15 protein-coding genes are annotated in these 20,337 nt (G+C 64.5%); 6 read left to right on the plus strand and 9 right to left on the minus strand.

The window, feature by feature from the left end; translation table 11 throughout:
* Position 1: 1 nt before the first annotated feature.
* The 4 genes from J7500_RS14180 to J7500_RS14195 form a co-directional block, all read right to left on the minus strand.
* Positions 2-4,678 (minus strand): MupA/Atu3671 family FMN-dependent luciferase-like monooxygenase, encoded by a 4,677-nt coding sequence (locus J7500_RS14180; protein WP_294062464.1) that lies wholly within the window; start codon positions 4,676-4,678, stop codon positions 2-4.
* Between the two features lie 97 nt (positions 4,679-4,775).
* Positions 4,776-5,687, minus strand: a complete 912-nt coding sequence (locus tag J7500_RS14185; protein WP_294062465.1) for a glycosyltransferase — start codon at positions 5,685-5,687, stop codon at positions 4,776-4,778.
* Entirely contained in the window at positions 5,684-6,841 is a 1,158-nt protein-coding gene (locus tag J7500_RS14190; RefSeq protein ID WP_294062467.1) for a glycosyltransferase family 2 protein, read from the minus strand. The genes J7500_RS14185 and J7500_RS14190 overlap by 4 nt, the downstream gene beginning before the upstream one ends.
* A 29-nt stretch (positions 6,842-6,870) precedes the next feature.
* On the minus strand, positions 6,871-7,692 hold the full coding sequence (locus J7500_RS14195; RefSeq protein ID WP_294062468.1) for a 2OG-Fe(II) oxygenase: 822 nt from the start codon (positions 7,690-7,692) through the stop codon (positions 6,871-6,873).
* A gap of 158 nt (positions 7,693-7,850) precedes the next feature.
* Here J7500_RS14195 and J7500_RS14200 point away from each other — a divergent pair, with 158 nt between their 5' ends.
* Both J7500_RS14200 and J7500_RS14205 read left to right on the plus strand, forming a co-directional pair.
* Positions 7,851-9,062 carry a glycosyltransferase family 4 protein gene (locus J7500_RS14200; RefSeq protein ID WP_294062469.1) on the plus strand — a complete coding sequence of 404 codons (1,212 nt, stop codon included), beginning with the start codon at positions 7,851-7,853 and terminating at the stop codon, positions 9,060-9,062.
* Positions 9,059-10,426, plus strand: a complete 1,368-nt coding sequence (locus J7500_RS14205) for an oligosaccharide flippase family protein (RefSeq protein ID WP_294062471.1) — start codon at positions 9,059-9,061, stop codon at positions 10,424-10,426. Before J7500_RS14200 ends, J7500_RS14205 begins: the two co-directional genes overlap by 4 nt.
* Positions 10,427-10,477: 51 nt before the next feature.
* Here J7500_RS14205 and J7500_RS14210 read toward each other — a convergent pair whose 3' ends face one another.
* From J7500_RS14210 to J7500_RS14230, 5 genes are all read right to left on the minus strand, one after another.
* A complete protein-coding gene (locus J7500_RS14210) occupies positions 10,478-12,031 on the minus strand; it encodes an O-antigen ligase (protein WP_294062472.1) in 1,554 nt (517 codons plus the stop codon).
* Positions 12,031-13,605, minus strand: a complete 1,575-nt coding sequence (locus tag J7500_RS14215) for a hypothetical protein (RefSeq protein WP_294062474.1) — start codon at positions 13,603-13,605, stop codon at positions 12,031-12,033. Before J7500_RS14215 ends, J7500_RS14210 begins: the two co-directional genes overlap by 1 nt.
* Positions 13,606-13,713: 108 nt before the next feature.
* Positions 13,714-13,938, minus strand: coding sequence for a DUF5818 domain-containing protein (locus J7500_RS14220; protein WP_294062475.1), 225 nt, complete (start codon positions 13,936-13,938; stop codon positions 13,714-13,716).
* Between the two features lie 48 nt (positions 13,939-13,986).
* A complete protein-coding gene (locus tag J7500_RS14225) occupies positions 13,987-15,084 on the minus strand; it encodes a hypothetical protein (protein ID WP_294062476.1) in 1,098 nt (365 codons plus the stop codon).
* A gap of 7 nt (positions 15,085-15,091) precedes the next feature.
* On the minus strand, positions 15,092-15,916 hold the full coding sequence (locus tag J7500_RS14230) for a WecB/TagA/CpsF family glycosyltransferase (protein WP_294062477.1): 825 nt from the start codon (positions 15,914-15,916) through the stop codon (positions 15,092-15,094).
* Between the two features lie 367 nt (positions 15,917-16,283).
* On the opposite strand from J7500_RS14230, the gene J7500_RS14235 reads away from it, so the two are divergent.
* The 4 genes from J7500_RS14235 (at position 16,284) to J7500_RS14250 (ending at position 20,322) form a co-directional block, all read left to right on the plus strand.
* Positions 16,284-16,943 (plus strand): polysaccharide biosynthesis/export family protein, encoded by a 660-nt coding sequence (locus tag J7500_RS14235; protein WP_294062478.1) that lies wholly within the window; start codon positions 16,284-16,286, stop codon positions 16,941-16,943.
* Between the two features lie 124 nt (positions 16,944-17,067).
* Entirely contained in the window at positions 17,068-18,081 is a 1,014-nt protein-coding gene (locus J7500_RS14240) for a hypothetical protein (RefSeq protein WP_294062480.1), read from the plus strand.
* Positions 18,078-19,535, plus strand: a complete 1,458-nt coding sequence (locus J7500_RS14245; protein ID WP_294062481.1) for a lipopolysaccharide biosynthesis protein — start codon at positions 18,078-18,080, stop codon at positions 19,533-19,535. Before J7500_RS14240 ends, J7500_RS14245 begins: the two co-directional genes overlap by 4 nt.
* The gene (locus tag J7500_RS14250; RefSeq protein ID WP_294062482.1) at positions 19,525-20,322 is read left to right on the plus strand and encodes a CpsD/CapB family tyrosine-protein kinase; all 798 of its coding nucleotides are present in this window, start codon (positions 19,525-19,527) and stop codon (positions 20,320-20,322) included. Before J7500_RS14245 ends, J7500_RS14250 begins: the two co-directional genes overlap by 11 nt.
* Positions 20,323-20,337: the final 15 nt, after the last annotated feature.

Here is a 20,337-nt window from a genome sequence, read left to right on the forward strand (position 1 = left end):
TTCAGTTCCGTGCCAGGGCGTGGATGCCGGCGCGCCGACGGACCGCAATTTGACGGCTACGGGCACGCTCCTGCCCCTCCGGCGCGATCGTGGGCCGAGCGTCTTCGCCTGCCAGGTGCCTGCTCAGCCTCTCGATCGTGGGGAAGCGGAAGATGTCGGTGAGCAAAAGCGGCCGATCGATGCTGGCGGCGAGCCGCCGATGCACCTGCAGCGCCAGCAGCGAATGCCCGCCAATGTCGAAGAAATTGTCCTTCAGGCTCACATGCGGGAGCTTCAGCACGTCGCGCCAAACCGCGAGGATCTGCTCCTGCAGCGGATCGGCGCCCGGCGCCGTGGCCATGACGCCGGCTTCGACGGCGGGGTCCAAATCCGGAAGTGCGTTCCGATCGGTCTTGCCGTTGGGAGTGCGCGGCATCTTGTCGAGGAGCACGATGCTCGCCGGAACCATGAATTCGGGCAGGCTGGAACGAAGATGCTCGCGGAGCGCCTCCTGGCCGCCGCGAAGCTCCGGAGCGATGCAATAACCGATAAGGCGGATATCCTCTCCGCTGCCGCGGGCCAGGGCAACGGCCTCGCGCACCTCCGGGTGGCGCAGGAGCGCGGCCTCGATTTCGCCGAGTTCGATCCTGTAGCCACGGATCTTGACCTGATGATCGAGCCTTCCCAGGAACTCGATCGTGCCGTCGTCGCGCTGCCGGGCCAGGTCGCCTGTCCGATAGAGGCGTCCTCCCGGCGTGAACGGATCGGCGACGAAGCGTTCGTCGGTGAGTTGGGGACGGTTGAGATATCCGCGCACGACGCCGCCGCCACCGATGACGAGTTCGCCCGGAGTGCCGGGTCGGACGAGCTCAAGCCTTCGATCGACCAGGTAGATCTGCTGATTGGCGAGCGGGCGGCCGAGCGGCGGCGCGCACGTCTCGGCCTCGAGAGAATGCACCGCCGACCAGATGGTGGTCTCGGTCGGGCCATACATGTTCATGACCGTCCCCCCGACGAGCGCCGAGAGATCCTGTGCGAGTTCGCTCGACAGCGCCTCTCCGCCGACCATCAAACGGCGCAGGGATCGCAAGCCGTCGCGGCTGGCAGGCGTGCTCACCAGCATGTGCGCAAGCGACGGTGTGCATTGGAGATGCGTCACACCATGCGCCCGTATCAATTCGGGCAGGTTCATTTCCTCGGTGCCGGCCTCCCCATTGGCGAGCCGCCGGAGCGCGTCGAGGTGCGGCAGATGCGCGAGTGCGGTCGTAGTGGGGATACCGAAGTCGATCAGGCATCCGATCTCATCGACGCCGATCGTGCGCAGGCGAGCGACCAGATCGGCGCAGCTCTCCGGGGTCCCGAAAAGACCGCTGCTCTCGAAATAGCGATCAAACGCATGTTCGAGCAGCCCCTCCGTCTCCTCGGCAGTGAGGGCGGCTAGGTCCGGCGGATCGGCGACATCACTGCCACCTGGTCGCTTGAAGGCGGGAAATGACCAGGCATATTGTTTGAGCAGGTTCGTCGAGGTCCGCAGATATTCGATCAAGGGCTCGCGGACAGCCGACCGCACCTGGTCCATGCTGTCGCCGATAAAGCTGTGCAGCATGAGCGTGGCGTGTCCCTCACCTGGATGCCCGGCCTCACGCCAGGCACGACGGTAGGTCTCGAGCTTCTCTCCGACTTCCGCGACACTCTGACCGAGCAGATGTGTAAGCACGAACGCGCCCGCGCGCCCGGCCGCGGCGAAGGTTTCGGGATTACCTGCCGCCGTGATCCAGAACGGCAGTTCCGGTTGCACGGGTCGCGGATAGATCCCGATTTCGACGTCGCGGCCGAGCGGCCCCGGAAAGCGCCGACGTTCGCCGCGCCACAGAGCCCGGACGTCTGCGATGCAGCGCATCAGCGCTTCATTGCGGTCCGCGAAATTCTCGGGCCGCAGCAGGAAGTCGTCGGGTTGCCAGCCTGAGGCGAAGGCGATTCCCGTGCGCCCGTTAGACAGATTGTCGACGAGCGACCATTCTTCGGCGATGCGGGCGGGATGATGCAGGGGCGCAACCACGCTGCCGGCACGGATCTTCACCCGCCGCGTGCATGTCGCAAGCGCGGCGGAGGTGACGGACGGATTGGGATAGAGCCCACCGAATGGGTGGAAGTGCCGCTCGGGCGTCCAGACGGCCTCGAATCCGTTCGCGTCCGCGAATTTGGCGCCCTCGAGCAGCAGACGATATTGGTCCGCGTTATCCACATTGTCCGCGCTCGCGAAATAGAAGAGGCTGAAGTCCAGTTCGCGCGACGCACGGGCGTGCACCTCGCCTCGAATCTCTCGCTCCGTTGCGACCACGACGCGATATCCGCGGGTGAGCGGCCACAGGAGCTCGAGGACGGAAATGTCGAAATTGGGGCTGGTGACCGCGAGCCAGGTCCCGTCGGGCTCGAGCTTCGCGTCCATGCCTGCGAAGAAGTTGAGCAGGTTGCGATGTTCGACCATCACCCCCTTGGGCAGCCCGGTCGAGCCCGAGGTGTAGATCGCATAGGCGAGATCGCCGGGGCCGGCGCCGCCGTCGAACGCAGCCGGCGACAGATGCTCGAAGTCTGCTCGATCCGTGTCGATCCGGACCACCGTCGCCGGACTGGATGGCAATGCGGCGGCGAACGCCTCTCGGGTCACGATGACCGGAAGCTTCGCATCGTCGATCATGTGCTTCAGCCGCGCCGCCGGATAGGCCGGGTCGAGCGGGACATAGGCGCCGCCCGCCTTATGGATGGCGAGGAGGGCGACGGGCAGGTCGATCGACCGGTCGAGGCTCAGCCCCACCAGCCCGCCCGGTCCGACGCCGAGGGCAGCCAAATGCCTGGCCAGACGGTTGGAACGCGCGTCGAGCTCGGCATAGCTGATCGATCGCCCGCGCGAGATCACCGCTACGCGATCCGGGGAACGCGTAACCTGTTGGCTGATCAATTGGTGAACGCCGGCGGCCGAAGGAACCTGGGCAGTGGACAGGTTCCAATCCTCGACCACCCGCCGGCGCTCGGACTTGGTGAGCAGGGGCAGCCACCCAATGGGTGCCCCTGGCGCGGCGGCGAGCGACTCCAAGAAGGCGCCGAAGCCGCGGCACAGGTCCAGTGCCGCCATTTCGTCAAGCCGGGCACGATCGTAGGTCCAGCGACAGCTTCGACCGTCGATCGCGATCCCGACCGTGAGCACGGTGCCGGGATTGACGCAGACGGCGTCGAGATCGTCCACCATCTGGACGCAGATCGGGTGCGCCAGGGGCATGCGTCCGCGAAGCTCGGGGCAACGGGCCGGAAGGTCCGCTGCAACTGCCACATGCTTGTGCATCTGGCAGATGCGGTTGCTCAGACCGTCGGCAAGTTCGAAGAGGGGCTGCTCCCAATCGAGCTTGACGCGCAGCGGAAGCTGGTCTGCGAACCAGTGGCGTGCGCCTTCGAGGCGCGAGAAATGCACATGGTCGGCATAGCCGATGTCCACGACGTCGCGATCCGCAACTCTTGCGAGATACGCGACAAACGCGGCGAGGAGGTCCCGGCCCGCCAGTCCGGGCGGAAGGCTCTCGTCGAGGTTCGCGACCAAGGGGGTGCGATTTGCGGGTGCCAGGCGAAAGTGCGGCAAGTGCAGACAGTCGCGCTCCGACAGCTGCTTGCGCCACCAGTTTTCATAATGGGCGGCCGCGGCATCGAGCGCAGAAACGTTCGAGCGTGCTTCCTCGTCGAGCACGGCAAAGCGGTCGCCTGGGGAGGCCTCAAGACTCGTGATCGGTTCCCCGTCCACCCGCGCAATACGCGTGAGCAGAACATCGTAATTGCCCGTTGAAACGCGGGGGATGGGAGACGACGCGACCAACGTGCCGGGTGGCAGCGTGGACGGCGCGACAAGGACCTCCACCTCCTCGACGAGGACCAGAGTCTCGCCGAGCAGCGCCTTAGGCACGCCCAGGGGATTGCTGTGCAGGCCGTGGTCCAGCGCACACACGAGCCGGTGGATCTCTTCGGCCGGCATGCTCCAGTCGATCGTCGCGGCAGCCGTCGGCCGGTCCTTTCGGTCGAACCAGCGCATCGGCTTCCCCTGCTGTGGGCAAGCCTGCCGTAATGCGTCATCCAGGTTCGCGGCCAGCCACGCGAAGCTGCGCATTCCCGCGGCAAAGCATTTGGTATTGAGCGACACTGCCGTCTCGCCGGGCTCGATCTCGATCGCTTCGCTTGCGAGAATGTCGCCGCCGTCGACTGCCTCGGTCATGCGGTGCCACGTCACACCGTGGCGGGGCTCGCCGGCAAGCATCGCCCAGACAGGCGTGTTCAGCCCTGCGTAGTGCGGGAGGGGCCCATCATGAAAGTTGACTGCTGCGCGCCGCGCAAGGCGCAGGACATCCGGGGCAAGGATGGACAGATTGGTGATGCTGAAGAGATAGTCGATCGGCCCGATATCGGAATCGATCAGCTCGCCTGCCCGGTGGAATAAGCGATGGCCGGCGCTCGCCGCCCAGTCCGCGGCGGGCCCGGAAGGCGCCACGACGGCAGCGATGGCATGCCCGTTCTGCTGCAATATCGCTGCGCATTCTACCAGGAGAGACTCGGCTCCGATCAGGACGCTGCGCGGCGGCTTGCCGGAACCACCTGTCTGCTGGAGAAGCAGCCCTCTCGCGCGTGCGTTGGCTTCGTAGGATATATTCAGTCCGTCCATGCGGGCCTCCCTTGGAGCGCATGGTAGGAAAGGGACGAACGGCCGCCTATTTCGACAATTCCGTAGGAAGAATTGGGAAGGGAAATCGGCGCGATCGTTATTTATATTCGATCAGGACACGCCGGCTGCGCCAGTAATCCACCTGCCCTTGCAGGTGCGGCAACTTCCCCAGCGTCAGGTAGCTCGCGACGAAAGGGCCCTTTCGGGCGCAGATCCTGAGCCAGAGCAGCGGCCAGAACGGCCACGCGACCGGCAACGCCCAAAGCACGTTGCTCAAGACCTCGCGCCAGATCCGCGGGTTCTTGGCGCCACGGCGAGTAAGCGCCTCGGCGGTGGCATAGCCGCTGCGGCGGTTGCGCTGCCACCATTGCGCAAACCGCGTCATTCCCGCGTCATGGACGGTCATTTCCTGGTCCATGCGCCGGATGCGCCATCCGGCGGCGCGGACGCGCTGGCAGAGGTCCGGCTCTTCGCCCGCGATCAGCTCCGCAGAAAAGCCGCCTGCGGCGCGAAAGGCGGACGCCCGGAAGAGCGCGTCTCCCCCGCAAGTGTCGGCGACGCCGATCGGCGTATTCCATTCGAAATCACAAAGGCGGTTATATGGGCTGGCGTTCGGATTGCGCTCGCGCCGACGGCCGCAGACGACGCCAAGATCACTTTCCGCCTCCATCTGTTCGATTGCGCGAGCGAGCCAGCCATCGACCAGTTCGCAATCTCCGTCGATGAAGTGAATGAATGCAAGGCCGGGATAGTTCTCCTCGAGCCATGCCGCACCGGCGTTGCGCGCCCGCGCAGCCGTGAACGGTTGCGACGGGTTCAGTTCGATCGTCCGGATGCCTTTACTCCGTACGAGGTCGAGGCTGTCGTCGGTCGAACCGGAATCCACATATATGATCTTGTCCGTCGCGCGCATGACGCTCGCGATGCAGAGCGCCAGCCGGGCACCTTCGTTTCGGCCGATAACGACGAAGCCGGCATCCGCGGTCGAAAATTGCGAGATGCGCGTCAAAGCTCGCGCTCCGTGCGAACCCACTCCCGCTCGCGCCCGACGAGGAAACGCGCCGCGATGGGCAGCTTCCAAAGGGCATATCGAAGAACGTGCGCCAGCGAACCCGCCGGCAGCAGCGCGCGGCCATGCGCGCGCCATGCCCGTACCAGCCCGAAAGCGAGGAGAAGTTGGGCCGCAATAAGGGAGACGACTGCAGGGTGCGGGCCGAGCAGCACCGATGCCATGGCCGTCACCCCGAGGCCCATCGCCACCAGCACCGCGGTCGGCGGGATCAACAGGTCGAGCGCTACGAAGACCAATCGCCAGTCATGCTTGAAAACGGCTGGTGCAAGGCGCCAGGCCAGGCCGAACATGGACTGGAGCATGCCATGTTCCCACCGGCGGCGCTGGTTGGCGGTCGCGCGTTCGGAACTGGCGGCGCTGCTGAAGCGTGCACGGTCGTCGAAAAGCACCCGTTCCCCACTGGCGAGCAGGCGGATTCCGAGTTCCAGATCCTCGACCAGACACGCGGTGTCCCATTGAACCGAGTTGAAGATGCGGCTCGGGAAGGCCATGCCGGAGCCCTGCAACAACGCGGCCCCAGCCAGGCGTTGCAACGCGCGCTGCCGAACGAGGTTCTTCACCAGAAAAGCGAGGCAGGAGACGCGCACATTGGGACGGGCGTCGATCGCAGGTTCGAGAAGATACGCGCCCTGCACGACTGCATCATGTCTGAATGCCACGGCAGCCAGGCGCCGAAGCGCCCCAGGGGCCGGGCGGCAATCGGCATCGACGATGATGACGATCCCGCTTGGCGCGGCAGCAATGAACCTCCGGCCGAATTCGAGCGCATGTCCCTTCCCGCGATTTTCCGGATCCGTTCGGACCAGAACGGTGGCGCCGGCCTCATTCGCGATGGCAGCCGTGTCGTCCGTGCAATTGTCCGCCACCACGACCAGCGCATCGCCTTCACACAAATCCGCTGCGACCGCGTCGGCCACCTCCCTGATCCCCAGGGCCTCGTCATGTGCGGGCATCACCACGGTGAACGGGGGGAGGGCAAGCGGCTCGCCCGTGTCGCGGAGCGCGCGGGTGCCAATCAAGCATTCGATTGCGAGCACCGTTATGGGCAGCGCGACGACGCCGCACAGGAGCCATGGCGCGAGCCAATCCATGTCAGCCTCTGTCCACCGCAGGCCGCATCCTACCCATTGAGCCACCTCTGCAGGACCGGGGGCACCCAGTCCGCTTTCAGATGGTGCAGCATGACGCGCCAGTCCCGCTTGTCGGCCGAGCCGGGGCGCGGGCGGAAGTCGGTGGTGCGGCCGATCGGCGCCCCGCTGACCACCGGTGCCGTGTAGTAATAGGTGGCGATCGACCGGCGAGACCGGCCCTCAGGGCAGGCGAGCGGCTCCGGGTGGCCGTGAAAGGTGTCGCGCTCGGTGCTGAAGATCACCGCTCGGGCCATCGAGGGCGAGATCGACTTGCGCCGGCACTGCATCTTGCGGTCCCATAGTTCGAGCGCACCGCCGAAACCCTCCTCCCAATCGTCGTTGAGGTAGATGAGCAGGTTCAATCGCCGATCGAGGCGCATCGCTTCGTGACAAGGAAAATCGGCATGGATACTCAAGTGCCCGCCCTTCTTGGTCTCGTGGAGGCCGGCGCCGGCGAAATAGGGGTCCGCGATCAGCCCCTCGATTCCCGTCATCTCCGATAGGAAGGCGAGGAATGCCGTCGCGTTCAGCTCCGCGAACAGCGCGCGAGTGACCGCGCCGGAGCATTCGTCGGGCCGGATCTGAAACTTCAACCGCTCCTGATCCCGCAAGAAACACGGGCGCTGCGCATTGTCAGGAAATTCGTCTACCACCCGCCGCAGCAGCTCCGGATCGAACAGCTCGTCGATGATGATGTGCGGGAATGGATCGTTCAGTCGGTAAGCCTCGGCCAGCTTCCGCCCAGCTTCGCGACATTGCTCGACGCTGAGACATCGATACCCGCCCAAGTCGATGAATTCGAGCAATGCCATCACGGATTCTCCATGCAGGCGCCGGGGCCGCTTCGAGCTAAGTAAAGCCCGCCGCCAGGGCGCTCACAAGCGGGGGAAACTCCCTTGGGTATTCTCATGATCGACACAGCCTGACTTGGCTCAATAAGATTGTCCTCTGCTTCAGCGAGGCTGTTCGGGTGCATATCGGACTTTGTTCACCGCATTGGCCACCGTCAGCCGCTGCAAACGGGATCGTCAGCTATGTCTCGGCCATCCGCGACTTCCTGATGTCCCAAGGGCATAGTGTCTCGGTCATCGCCGAGGGCCAGCTGTTCGACCCCGACGGGCGCAGCCTTCCGCTCGCAGAGCGCCAGGGTCATCTGGATGCCTGGGTTGGCCGGCTGGTGCGCCGCACCGACCGCTGGCGTGGGAACCTGCCCGGCCTGGGACGCTCGGTCGCGGCCCAAGTGCGGACGGCGCACCGGATCTCGCCGATCGACATACTGGAAATGGAGGAGAGCTTCGGCTGGTGCGGGATCGTCCAGCGGCGCACGCGCGTGCCCGTCGTCACGCGCCTGCACGGCCCCTATTTCCTCAAGCCGGAGCTTTGCCGCCCTCCCAATGAGGAGCGGCGCGACGGGCAGCGATGCGAAGCGGAAGGCGCGGCACTTCGCGGCGCGCGCTCACTGAGCGCGCCTACCCGGGCGATCCTCGACGCAACCTGCCGGCACTATCGCCTCGCTCCGTGTGGCCCGACCGCAGTCATACCCAACCCGATACCAATTCCTTGCGAGGTGCACCGCTGGAACATTGATGGATGCGATCCCAACCGCATCCTCATGGTCGGCAGGTTCGACTATCCGAAGGGGGCAGATACGATGCTGGCGGCCTTCGTGCGCTTGCTCGCCGCGCGGCCCGATGCGTGCCTGACGCTGGTCGGCCCCGACATCGGCGTCAGGAACGCATCCAACCGGCTTCTGAATTTCGAGGAATATGCACTGGCCAATCTGCCGCCGTCAGCCCGGGCGCGCGTGACCTTCACGGGCCCGCTCGCACCCGAGCATATCATGCAATTACGTCGGGAGGCATATGTGACCGTCCTTGCCTCCCGGCTCGAGAATTTCCCCTACGCATTGCTCGAAGGACTGGCGCAGGGCTGTCCGATGATCTCGACCGCATGGCCCGGCAGCGACGAGATACTGGTCGATGGTTTCTCCGGGCTTCTCACGCCGGTGGGCGATCCGGACGCGCTCGCCGCAAGGCTGCAATGGCTGATGAACGATCCCGGCCGCGCGAGCCGTATCGCAGCCAACGGGTTGCGATCGTGCCGGGAGCGGTTTTCCATCGAGGCCGTCGGTCCCGCAATGCTGCGACACTATGAGGCGAGCCTGCGGGCGTCGAAGCAATGACCCTCGAATGGGGCGCCGGCCGATTGCGCAATGCGCGCGCGGGAGAGCTGCTGCGGCGCGCCTTGAGCTTCGCGCGGCGCGACACCAATGTGGTCGTCGCCTCCGTCGTCGCCATCAACCTGCTGCGCGCCGTCAGTAGCGTCATCCTGACGCGGCTATTGGTTCCGGAGGTTTTTGGAATCGCGGGGATCATCGCCTCGGTTTCATTCACCTTCGCCCTCATGTCCGACTTGGGCTTCCAGGCATTCGTGGTGCGCCATCGTGACGGCGACTCGCGCCGCTTCCTGGATACGATCTGGACCATCGCGCTCGCGCGATCGCTCCTACTCACTTGCGTGCTCGCGACATGCGCCTCTCCCATCGCGTCGCTTATCGGCAAACCCGAGCTTGCCCCGCTGATCGCCGTCTCGTCGCTGACTTTCCTGCTTGAAGGGACGGCGTCGCTCACGCTGCTCACGGCATTGCGGCGTGGCATGATCCTTCGCCTGTCCGCCCTTGAGGTCGCCGTGATGGTGGCGCAGATCACCGCCGCAACCATATTCGCCTATTTCTGGCGGAGTTATTGGGCGGTGCTGACAGCGCTGCTCGCAAGTACGGCGCTCAAGTCGCTTCTGAGCTATCTGGCTTTTCCCGACTCCGCCAGACGGATCGCATTCGATCGCGGATATGCGCGCGAGCTGTGGAAGTTTGCGCGATTCGTCACGGGATCGAGCATGATCACCATGGTCCTGATGCAAGGCGACAAGCTTATCCTGGCCGGCCTGATGCCGCTCGATCGGTTCGGCCTTTACGTACTCGCCGGCAATCTCGCGACGGCGCCACTGGCGTTCACCTCCGCTTACGCCAGCCGGGTGCTATACCCACGCTATGCCCAGCTCTGGCGCGACGGCGGGGGCGATCTGCGACGCAAATTCTACGCGATGCGCAAACATCCCTCTTTGCTCTACACTTTCGCAGCCGGGGGGCTGATCGGCTCGGCGCCGTTGATTGTCTCGACACTGTACGACCACCGCTACGCCGATGCCGCGGTATATCTACAGCTGCTCGCCATATCTGCCTTCTTCAGCCTGGCTTCCAACGCGGCAAACGAGGCGCTGACCGCCACCGGTCGCATTCGGGCGACCTTTCAAGCGAGCGTCGTCAAGCTGATCTGGCTATCCGTGGCAATACCCACGGGCTGGTATCTTTCGGGAAGCTTCGGGATCGTCGCAGCCATGGGCTCGATGGAGCCTGCGGTCGTGCTGTTCAAATGGCGACAAATGCACCGCGCATCGCTGTTGGACCTGCGACAGGAAGCGTTCTTTATCGCGGCCGGCGCCGCGGGAGCGGCGGTAGGCGCGATCGCGGCGCTGCTGCTCGGTTGAACGGGTCGCTAGCCAGATCTCAAACGTGCGTCCGGCGCCCCAACTGCGCTTTCAAGCGAATGCGGCTGCTTTCGGTGCCCGGCGCTCAGGCAACGCCTGGTGCGATCGGATATTGATCAGCGCCGCCGCATAGCCGAATAGCACGAAGACGAAGAAGGACGGCCGCCCGCCGAAAGATGTGAAGAACAGCATCTCCATCGGCATGATGAGCCCGGCAAAGACGAAACTTGCGACGATCGCGCCGCCCGGAACCTCAGGATCGGGCCGGCGATATTTCGCCATGTGGTACAGGAAGTACAAGAAGGCGCCGATGAATATCAGCGCGCCGACGACTCCTGCGATGAGCAGGATCCAGACATAGGTGTTGACGAAATCAACGATGCCCTCCCCTTGCCGCAGATCGTGCAATCGCGACGTCACTTCATCCATGGGGAAGCCCCAGATGGGGCTGTCGGCGAACTCCTCGAGCCCGCGCTTCAGGAGCAACCGTCGATACTCGGACGTCTCGCTTGATCCTCCCGACAAACCCATGGTCTCGGAGAGGGACGGAGAGGCTTCGGCAGCGAGCCTCAGGCCTCCCGCGAGAAGGGCCACGATCAGCCCGCTTCGGATCAGACGCCCGTAACGCGCGCGGAAAGCCTGCGCTGCGCATATCGCAATGAGCAATCCGATCCAGGCGCCTCTCGACTGGGGCGCGGCGAGCCCAGCCAAGCCGAGGGCCAGGCTCGCCGAATACCAGCCCTTCGAGCGGAACTGCTCGCGGGACAACCACAGGGCGAGGCAGCAGGTCGCCAGGACCATGGCGGCGGAAGTCGATTCCACAAAAGGCCCCCCGGCCCTCAACATGCCGCCGCGCGCCTTCACCAGCAGCAGCGTGGGCAGCGAATAATGATAATAGAGCTCATTGTAGATCGGCCAGGCCCTGAACACCTCGTACAGGAGGATCGCAGCCAGCGTTACGGCGCCGCAACCGAGCCAGAGCATCGATGCACGCATCTCATCGATCGTGCGGACGCCGCGGCTCACGACATAATAGGGCAGACCTAGATCGAGGACGACGTTCACGCTCACTCGGAAAAAATGCGTGACGGAGGTATCGCGTGCGAGCGCGGCGCCAAACATCAACATCACGGCAACTGCTGGCACGTCCAGCTGCAGGCGCGGCCTTGCTTTGGCCGCGCTCGCGAAAACGACGAAGGCAGCACCGATGACGAGGGCGTCATGCACACCGAAATCGAACAGCTTGATACCTCCCAGGGCAAAGGAGATGTCGAGGCCGGGCAACAGGAGAAGGCTGTAGAGATAAGCGGGAACAACGTGGCGAAGGTGGCAACGCGACACGAGCGGCACCCAAAGAAGCATCGCGACGAAGAGCATGCCGACGTTGAGGAGCGACCATGCAAGGATTGGCATTCCAATCGCCATGAACAGCGCCCGCGGCATCATCTGCTGCGCGATCGGCGGCTTCACGCTATGGAGGAAAAGGGCGAGCGCGGCGCTGCTGACCATCGCCACGTGGAAGGCTGGCTTGATCGTCGCATAGGCAAGCCCCAGCAGCGCCAAGACCGCCAGAATGGCGACGAGAGACGGACCGACCGAGCGCATCAGGGATGCGTGGCCATATATTGCCTGACCGCGCGTAGCTTCGGCGCTTGTTCGAGGGGCTGGCCTGCATATTCCCTCAGACCCCAGGAACCATACGGGCCGATCGGGGCCGTCGATGCGTACAGCGTCAGCTCGCCGCCGATGCGCGCATCCCAAATCTCCAGGTACCGGCGATAAAGCGCCTCCATGCGTCGGTCACGCTGTAGGCGCCCGGCCAGGACCAAGTCGGGCGTGACGAGGTGCTGCCCTCCTTCATATGCGATGAAGCGCTTGTGATAGCGCGCCGCTATCGACCGGTTGCGGTCGGCCAATTCTATGGTTTCGTCGATGGCCCGGAAGCTCTGGACGAAAATGCTGTCGACGTCCGTCGACGAACGACGGGTGAGGTCCACCCAAATATAGGGGGCGGTGGCAAGCGCATCGATCCATCGGGCCGTGTCGGAATAGGCGAGCACGGTATCGGCGAGGTCCGGGTTGGCATTCTGGCTCGCTGCGACACGAACAAGCCTGCCCTCGCGACCGGCAAAAACCTCACTCCAGATCCGCATCGTTTCACGCAGCTTTTGCGCGTAGCGTAGAGCCCCTGCCTGCGCAGGGTCGCCGTTGCCGAGGCGGAGTGTCAGCCCTTCGCGCCGCGCTTGGCGGGAGGCGTCGAACATGTCGTTCCAGATTTCGTTTCCGAGCTCGACATAAACGGTGCGGCCAGGGTCGAGACGATCCCGGACCAACTGCGCAAAGGCGCGGACATAGGCTGGCTGCGCCTTGTACGGCATGAGGAACCAGGGATCGGCGCCGGCGAGGTTCGCCAGATCCACCATATCCTCGATTGCCGCGCCCGCAGGCCCGACTTGCGAAGACATATCCGGCGTCGTGCGCCGCCGAAAATCGACGGGGAGATTGTCGTTGACGCGCTGCCAGTCGAGGAAGCGGATAATCCCGAAACCCTCAAGATCGCGGATGAATTGGGGATCGAAGCGTTCAGTGGGAGCGTGCGACGGCTCCCGGCAATCGATATCACGTAGAGGGTCCTCCGGGTCGGTACGCATCAATTCGATCCACGCGCCGTCGTCCACCGCACCTGTCGGCATGAGCTCGATCATCAGCCAGTGGTCCCCCTCGCCCATTCGACGCGCAGCGCCGCCGACGGTCAGCTTGCCACTGCCTCGGTAGCGACAACGGACCGCCGTGGTGCGATAGGGCGCGGACGGGAATGTCAGGGGACGCGGCGCGGTCTGTCCCGGAAGGAGGAAGCGGACCCACCCATGCTCGTCGAGCTGCCCGGCCGGCATCGCTGTCCAGGCCTTTCCCCGGGAGGAAAACCATTCGCTCTGGCTTATCAGGTTCGAAAAGACGCGCTGGCGATTGTAATTGGCGAGGCCAAAGAGATTGATCCCGATCTTCGTGCGCGCCTTGGAGGAGGCGGCCGGTCGCAACGACGTCGAAGGCGGAGGTACCGGCCAGTGATCGTGTGCGTAAGCAAGCGAGACCGCGAACGCCGCGCCGCAGCATGCGACTAGGCCGCGATGGGAAAAGCTGCGGCGAGCTCGCGCCTTTCCGGGTCCCCAGTCATCCATCTGGTCTCGCCTCCGAGGAACGGGCCTCGACAGTTTAGCGCCGCCACGCTCCGACGACATTGGGCGAAATCGGAAGGGGATTTGGCGAATGCCACCCACCGGATGCGTTCACGCAGCGCCGCCGGCCCATTCGACATCGATACGATCGAGACCTGAGCGCACGCCTTCCACCACGATCCTGCCGCCGCTGGGCAGCGCACAGTCGCTGGGTACGCGCAAAAACCAGACCGGCACGCCGGCGCTGTCGACGATGACGGGCCCGCGCGCCAAGCAAGCCAGCTCCCCCGTCACTCGGATTCGCTCGCCGATCGCCGCGGCATGGCCCTTATCCATGCTGCCCGGCTCCCATGGGCACGGGGCGAACCCGCGTCTTAGGCGCGGTCACGGCCGGACCCTGAGGGGATTGGCGGAAGATCGAAGGCCGAACAGCAATGGCCAGGTCACTCGCAGCCGCGCCCATTGCAGTGTTCGCTTCAGTGGGCCTCCCCTCCAACGGACGTCGCGGACGTAGGCCAGATAGAGCGGGACAAACCCAGCAACATACGCCCGGCATTGCGCCTCGCTTCGCTCCACCCCGGACCGGGACAGGCCGTCCAAAAAACCGCGTGCAAAATGCTGGAGCGCCTGTCCCACACGGGACTCGATCTCTCCCGGGACTGGAATCTGTGGCGGCAGCTCGCGATGCATGACGCCATAGGCGAGAAGCGCCGCATAATAGGAGCCGGCGGGAGTGAGATGCACCTGGTCGGCGAACAGAGTCTCGACGATACCCGACGCATCGCCGTTGCGGAATGGAGGCAAGCCCCCGGACACCCCCGCTGCGACGAGCGCGGCCAGCCCCTCGGCAACGGGGATGAGGGTAACGCGCCTCTCCGCCCCCTGCGACGCGAGCGATCGGTTGATCTGGCTCGCCGTGCATCGCCAAGCTCCGGCCGCCCTCTGTTCGTAGTGAATCCAGCGCGACGGATCGTCGCGCTGGTCGAGGTCCAGCCAGCTCGAGAGCAGAAAGGCGCGGCCGCCCGGCGATGCCAGATGAAAGCGCGCCTCATAATCGAGCACGCTTCCGATCGTGTCTTCCCAGACGAGGCTGTCGAGCAAGGTGTGCCGCTCGGCCAGCACCAGCGTGTCGTAAGCAGGAACCGCCGTCTCGAATTCGCGCAGCACGTCTATCCGTTGGCCGTACCGATCAACGCCGCTTCGAAATCCGTCACCTGCCTGGCCCTTCGATCGGTCCCGTATGGACGAGCCGAAGAGATGCTGCATGTTCCACTCGGCTCGTGCCTCGCCGCCACCGATCGCCGACAGATAGTCGGGAAAGGGATGGTCGGTCAGGCTGTGTCCGGAGACAAACACGCGAAGCAGGCCGGCGACTGGCGTGGCCGCTTCGAGCCTTTCGACCGCACCGTTCGTCCGCTCGGGCATGCTGCTCGTCACCGCCAGCGGCAATGCTATCGCCGCGAGGAAGCGTGCCGGGACCATCGGCAGATCATGACTGCGATCGGGCGCGGTTCCAGGCACGCGCGATTCCGAAGATCTCGGGGCCGTCGACCAGGTAGCGGCGCCACAGGCGACGTGGGTTCAGGAGCAGACGGTATAGCCATTCAAGGGCCATGCGCTGCAGCAGCGCAGGCGCGCGGCCTTGGGCGCCGGTCAGGAAATCAAGGCTGGCGCCGACGCAAAAGCCTATCCCGGTCGCTCCACCCGATCGGAGGACGCGATAGGCCAGTATTTCTTGCTGGGGTGAACCCAGGGCAAGGAAGCAGTAGCGCGCGCGCGCGTCGATCAGGAAGTGGATGGCCTTTGCGACTTCCACGTCATTGTTGATGAACCCCATCGGGGGATTGTGGTGCCGGACATCACGCAGCCGGTATCTCCGCGCGAGCGCGTCGATCGCCGAGGCCTCCCCGCCCACTATTGCGATCCGGTCGTCTGGCGCGATCACCTGCTCGAACATCAAGGCGGTGAGATCGCTGCCGGGAATCACCGGCAGCATGAAGCCACTCCTGCCGGCCAGTCCCGCCAGAATGCGGCTATCGCACAGCGTCATCCATGCATTGCGATAGGCGGGCCACAGGTCCGACCTGTTACGCTGCAAGCGGACCAAATGGTCGACATTGGGCGTCACGACATAGGCAAAGCTCGCCTTCGGGGACCGGTTTCTCACCACCTCGACGACTGGCCCAGCCTCGGATGTGATGAAGTCCAAGTCTATGAACTGAAGGGTGGCGGTGTGCGCGGGCTCGGCGGAGTGGTGTGCGCCAGCCAAGGCAACGCGATCGGGAATCGACAGATCGGCGGAACGCGTAGCCATGGCAAACCTCGACAAGGGCAGGTCGAGGTGGCGTGATGGGCTGGCTGCCTATGCCCCTCTCCCGGCAATCGGAATTGGTCCGCGTCGCCGATGCTGCTGACGATTGGGGGGGCGGCATCGATCGGTTTGAACCGAGACGTCACTCCGACGCGGTAGCGGAACTATACACAAGCTGCGCGTCCGCGATGCTTGGACAACTACCCTGTTGTTTTCCCGAGCGCGCAAATGAGAAGCGACATTCCCGCCCTCAATCAAAGGGCGACCCGCCCTTCTCAGATTTCCCAGGCCAGATGTCGCAACGGCGAAACGGGAATGTTCGCGAACCCCGTCGGAAACTAGTCTTGCGAGCAATTGGGGAGATTTTGCCGTGTCCAGATCGCGCATCCGAACCATTTGGCTTTTGGCCGCACTCGTTCTTGCCAATGCGGTTCTGCCGGTCTTTGCCAGCGCTTCTGCGCCGGCTCGCGCGCAGTCGAGCCCCACGGAGAGCGCCAAGGCAGCGGTCGAATTGCCGCCGGCGCAGTACAAGGTACATGCCGGCGACGAACTGGACATTTTTGTCTGGGGAGAGGAGCGGATGCAGCGGTCGGTACGCGTGCAGCCGGATGGAACCTTCGCCTTTCCGCTTGCTGGCACAATCAGAGCGGCCGACCGCAGCGTAGCCGAGATTTCTTCCGAACTGCGTGAACGGATTTCGGTGAATTACCGTTCGACCGTTCCCGACGTGACGGTCTCCGTCCGAACGGCGATGGACATGCGCTTCTATGTGGTGGGCAAGGTGCGCACGCCGGGGAGCTTCACGAGCAGCAGCACGGTTAATGTGCTCCAGGCGCTGAGCATGGCAGGCGGGACGGCCGAATTCGCCAATATCAAGAACGCCGTCATCATGCGCCAGCAGCCGGACGGTACACAGCGCATGGAGCCCGTGAGCCTTAAGCCCCTCCTGCGAGGGAAAGCCGGTGCACGTGCGGGAGGGGCCGCTTCGCTTCCAATGCTGAAGAACGGCGATGTGCTCGTCATTCCCTGACCGAGCGCGGCCCCAGCGCCGGCGCTGGCGCTCGCGCGCGCTCGGGCTGGCGGCGGCGCTTGCGCCAGCGAGCCCCTGCGCGGGCCAGACCAGCGCTCAGCTCGCTTCTGACGCGAAATTGATCGTGTCCAACGATCCGTTCCTGCTCGGAGGCGGACACCGGGCGGCCATGGCAGTGGAGATGGCCGCGCGCCCCGAAATCCAATGGTCGCTTGCCCCCGCGACCTCGCTCGAAGCATCGGCGGCGATTGTCCATCGTCAATATCTGACCCGCTATGGCGGCTTCTTCAACGGTCGTGCGCAATTGCGGATGCGCCACCGCGACAGCGAATATCTGTCGCTCGACGCACGCCTCGCTTATGCTCGCGAGTTCCCCACAGACGCGCTTACCGACAGCGCCGACTTTGCGATCGATTCGATCTCGCTTCGGGAGACTTTTTCCGCCCGGGCATCGCTGGATTGGAGCCCCGATGCACTTACCTCGGTGACGACCTCAGTTGGTTGGGAGAGCCTCGATTATCCCGATTCCAAGCTGCTGGTGCCCACGCGGGCCCTGAACGGTGATGTCGACTTCAGCCGGCGCCTGAGCGAAACCACATCACTGGGTCTGCACGCCGATGTGACGCGGACCCAGGCGACGGCCAGTGGCACCGTTTCAGCCCGATCCATGCGCGCCACCATCGAGCATGAGCTTGGCCCCGGCGTGAGCGTGAACGGCCAAGTTGGCGCCGAATGGGCGGACGCGCTCGCCGGCGGCGAAGGGCCGCGCATCGCAGGCAGCACCAGCCTGTGCTATCGCCCGCCGTCGACCGATGCCTGCCTTTCGGCGTCGATTCAGAGCGAGATCAGCGGCTTTGGCGGCCTCCAACGCCAGCTTTACGTCGGAGGGACGTTCAGGCGCCAGATCAGCGAGCGTAGCAGCCTGGGGCTCGTTACGGACTATCGGACCACCAGTATGTCGCGCGGGGCGGGCCGTGCCACTGCGTTGCGCCTATCCGGAACTTTCGAGCGCCGCTTGACGGGCGTGCTCTCGCTCATTGGAGCGGTAGGCTATTTTTGCCGGCGATCGCTCACCGGAGAGCGCAACGAAGCGCTCGTGCTCGAGGTCGGAATCAGCATTCGGGGAAATCGCAGATGAATCCAGACCTCGAAAATGATGGGCTGGTCATAGACCCGCGCGAGATCCTCGCGATCCTTTTTCGACGTCGCTATTGGCTGGTCCTGCCGGCAGCGGCGGGGCTGCTTATCGCCGCGGTCTTCCTCAAGATGCAGGCGCCGTCCTTTCGATCGTCAGCAACCCTGCTGATCGATTCACAGCAGATACCGACGACACTTGTCGCTTCGCCCCTCACCAATGTCGCTAACGAACGGATTGCGAAAATCCGCCAGCAGATCGTCAGCAGGGAGAGTCTCGCATCCATCATCCGCGAACAAGCGCTTTACGCGGAAGAGCAAAAGAGGATGCCGATCGACGACGTCCTGAGCATCATGCGGGATGCCATCCATGTGGACCTCGTGGGCGCCACGCAGGCGGATGCCGGTACCGGCCGCACGATCGCCTTCACCTTGTCCTTCGCCTATCGCGACCCTGCTGTCGCGCAGGTCGTCACCCGCGAGCTCACTGACCGTTTTCTACGGGAAGACAAGCGCACCCGTACGGAGCAGGCGGTGGGAACGGCGACATTTCTGGGGCGGCGCGCCGACGAACTCATGCGCCAGCTTACCAGGCTGGAGGGCTCGAAACGGGAGATCGAGGCCAAATACGCGGGGGCTCTCCCGAACCAGGTCGCGCTGAGCACCCAGTCCGAGGCCGCGCTGCGGGCCGAAGTGTCGCGGATCGATTCCGAAACCCAGGGCCTGATGCAGCAAAATGGCATGCTGGCTGCCCGTGAACGCGAGTTGTCGCAAGCACCACGTCCCGGCAACGAGGCCGTGGCGCGGGCGGAGGAGCGTCTCGCGCAACTTTCCGCCGTGTACGCGGACGACTTCCCCGAAGTGATCGCTGCCCGCGAAGCCGTCGCACGGCATCGCGCGGCGCTTCGGGATCCGCCTTCCGAAGGCGGAAGCGCGATCGAACGCGAAGTCGCTGCGGGTCGCTCACGGATCCAGATGCTCGCGGGTCGCCGCGCGGAGCTGATCGTCGCGATTTCCGAATTGGACCGACGAGCGAGCCTGGCACCCCAAGCTTCATACGAGTTGGCCACGGTCGATCGCGAGTACGACAATATGAAAGGGCAGTATGAGGAGCTGCGAGAGAAGCAGCTAGAAGCGCAGGTCGCCGCCAACCTCCAGACCGAAGACAAGGGCGAGCGATTCTCCGTCGTCGATGAACCAAGCTTTCCGTATGAAGCGCTCGGGCCCAATCCGTCCGCGGTTCTGTTGACCGGTCTCATCGGTGGCGCCTGTGCAGCAGCGTTCCTTGTCCTCGTGCTCGAATTTCTACGCGGCACGATCCACGGCGAGGCGGCGCTTGCGCGATTGATGGGCAGCCCGCCATTGGGAGTCGTTCCTGCGCTGCGCGCACCCCCGTGGCCGCTGAATATGCTTGGCCGCGTGTGGCGTTCGACGGGGAGTTCGAACCATGTCGGCTGATTCCCCCATCGGCCGCCACCTTACCATCATGGATCCGGCCAAACGCGCGCGCGCGGCCGGCGTGAGCTACAAGCTTTCGCCGGAAGTGCTCGCGGCCAATATGGTGCTGGCGTTTGATCGCGCCGACGTGCGCGCCCATCCGTTTTTCGGCATGCGCTCGCAACTGCTGAAACATGCCTGGGAGACCAGACAGCGGATATTCGCAGTGACTTCAGCTGAACCTGGCAATGGCAAGACGCACATCGCCACCAACCTTGCCGCGGCGATCAGCCGTATCGCGCCAACCGTCCTTGTGGAGCTGGATCTTCGTCGTCCTTCGATCACCGACCGGCTCGGATTGCCGGGATATAACCCAGGCATCGACGACTTCCTGAGCGGAGACGTGTCGCTAGCGGAGAGCGCGATCGGGGTCCGCGGCTACGATCTTGCGATCCATGCGGTTGGACGGGCACGCAATGCGCCAGAGAGGCTGCTCGCGAGTCCACGGCTGGAGCAATTCTTCGAGGAGATTCGTGCCCGCGAGGAGCAACCTATCTGCCTGGTCGACGCGCCACCCGCACTGATCGATGACATCATGCTCGTAAAAAGGGTGGTCGATGGCGCGATAATGGTCGTCGAGGAGGGCCGAACATCGAAGCGCGCGCTCCTGTCCGCGATGAAGGCGCTGAGCCCTACCCCGGTGATCTGCGCGGTTCTCAACAAATCGCTCTGGAATCCGAACGCGGGAGTGGGCCACGGCTATTACGGACCGGGAGAGAAGCGCATCGCGGCAGGAGACGCCTCTTGATGCGGCGCCGTGACG

Source organism: Sphingomonas sp. (genome assembly GCF_017744835.1).
Classification (GTDB): Bacteria; Pseudomonadota; Alphaproteobacteria; order Sphingomonadales; family Sphingomonadaceae; genus Sphingomonas.

Bases quoted from the DNA above. Each gene is read 5' to 3' on its own strand.
- J7500_RS14205 (WP_294062471.1), top strand. From the start codon at position 9,059: ATGACCCTCGAATGGGGCGCCGGCCGATTGCGCAATGCGCGCGCGGGA.
- J7500_RS14250 (WP_294062482.1), top strand. From the start codon at position 19,525: ATGTCGGCTGATTCCCCCATCGGCCGCCACCTTACCATCATGGATCCG.
- J7500_RS14225 (WP_294062476.1), bottom strand. From the start codon at position 15,084: ATGGTCCCGGCACGCTTCCTCGCGGCGATAGCATTGCCGCTGGCGGTG.
- J7500_RS14210 (WP_294062472.1), bottom strand. From the start codon at position 12,031: ATGCGCTCGGTCGGTCCGTCTCTCGTCGCCATTCTGGCGGTCTTGGCG.
- J7500_RS14195 (WP_294062468.1), bottom strand. From the start codon at position 7,692: ATGGCATTGCTCGAATTCATCGACTTGGGCGGGTATCGATGTCTCAGC.
- J7500_RS14180 (WP_294062464.1), bottom strand. From the start codon at position 4,678: ATGGACGGACTGAATATATCCTACGAAGCCAACGCACGCGCGAGAGGG.
- J7500_RS14190 (WP_294062467.1), bottom strand. From the start codon at position 6,841: ATGGATTGGCTCGCGCCATGGCTCCTGTGCGGCGTCGTCGCGCTGCCC.
- J7500_RS14245 (WP_294062481.1), top strand. From the start codon at position 18,078: ATGAATCCAGACCTCGAAAATGATGGGCTGGTCATAGACCCGCGCGAG.
- J7500_RS14220 (WP_294062475.1), bottom strand. From the start codon at position 13,938: ATGGATAAGGGCCATGCCGCGGCGATCGGCGAGCGAATCCGAGTGACG.
- J7500_RS14230 (WP_294062477.1), bottom strand. From the start codon at position 15,916: ATGGCTACGCGTTCCGCCGATCTGTCGATTCCCGATCGCGTTGCCTTG.
- J7500_RS14215 (WP_294062474.1), bottom strand. From the start codon at position 13,605: ATGGATGACTGGGGACCCGGAAAGGCGCGAGCTCGCCGCAGCTTTTCC.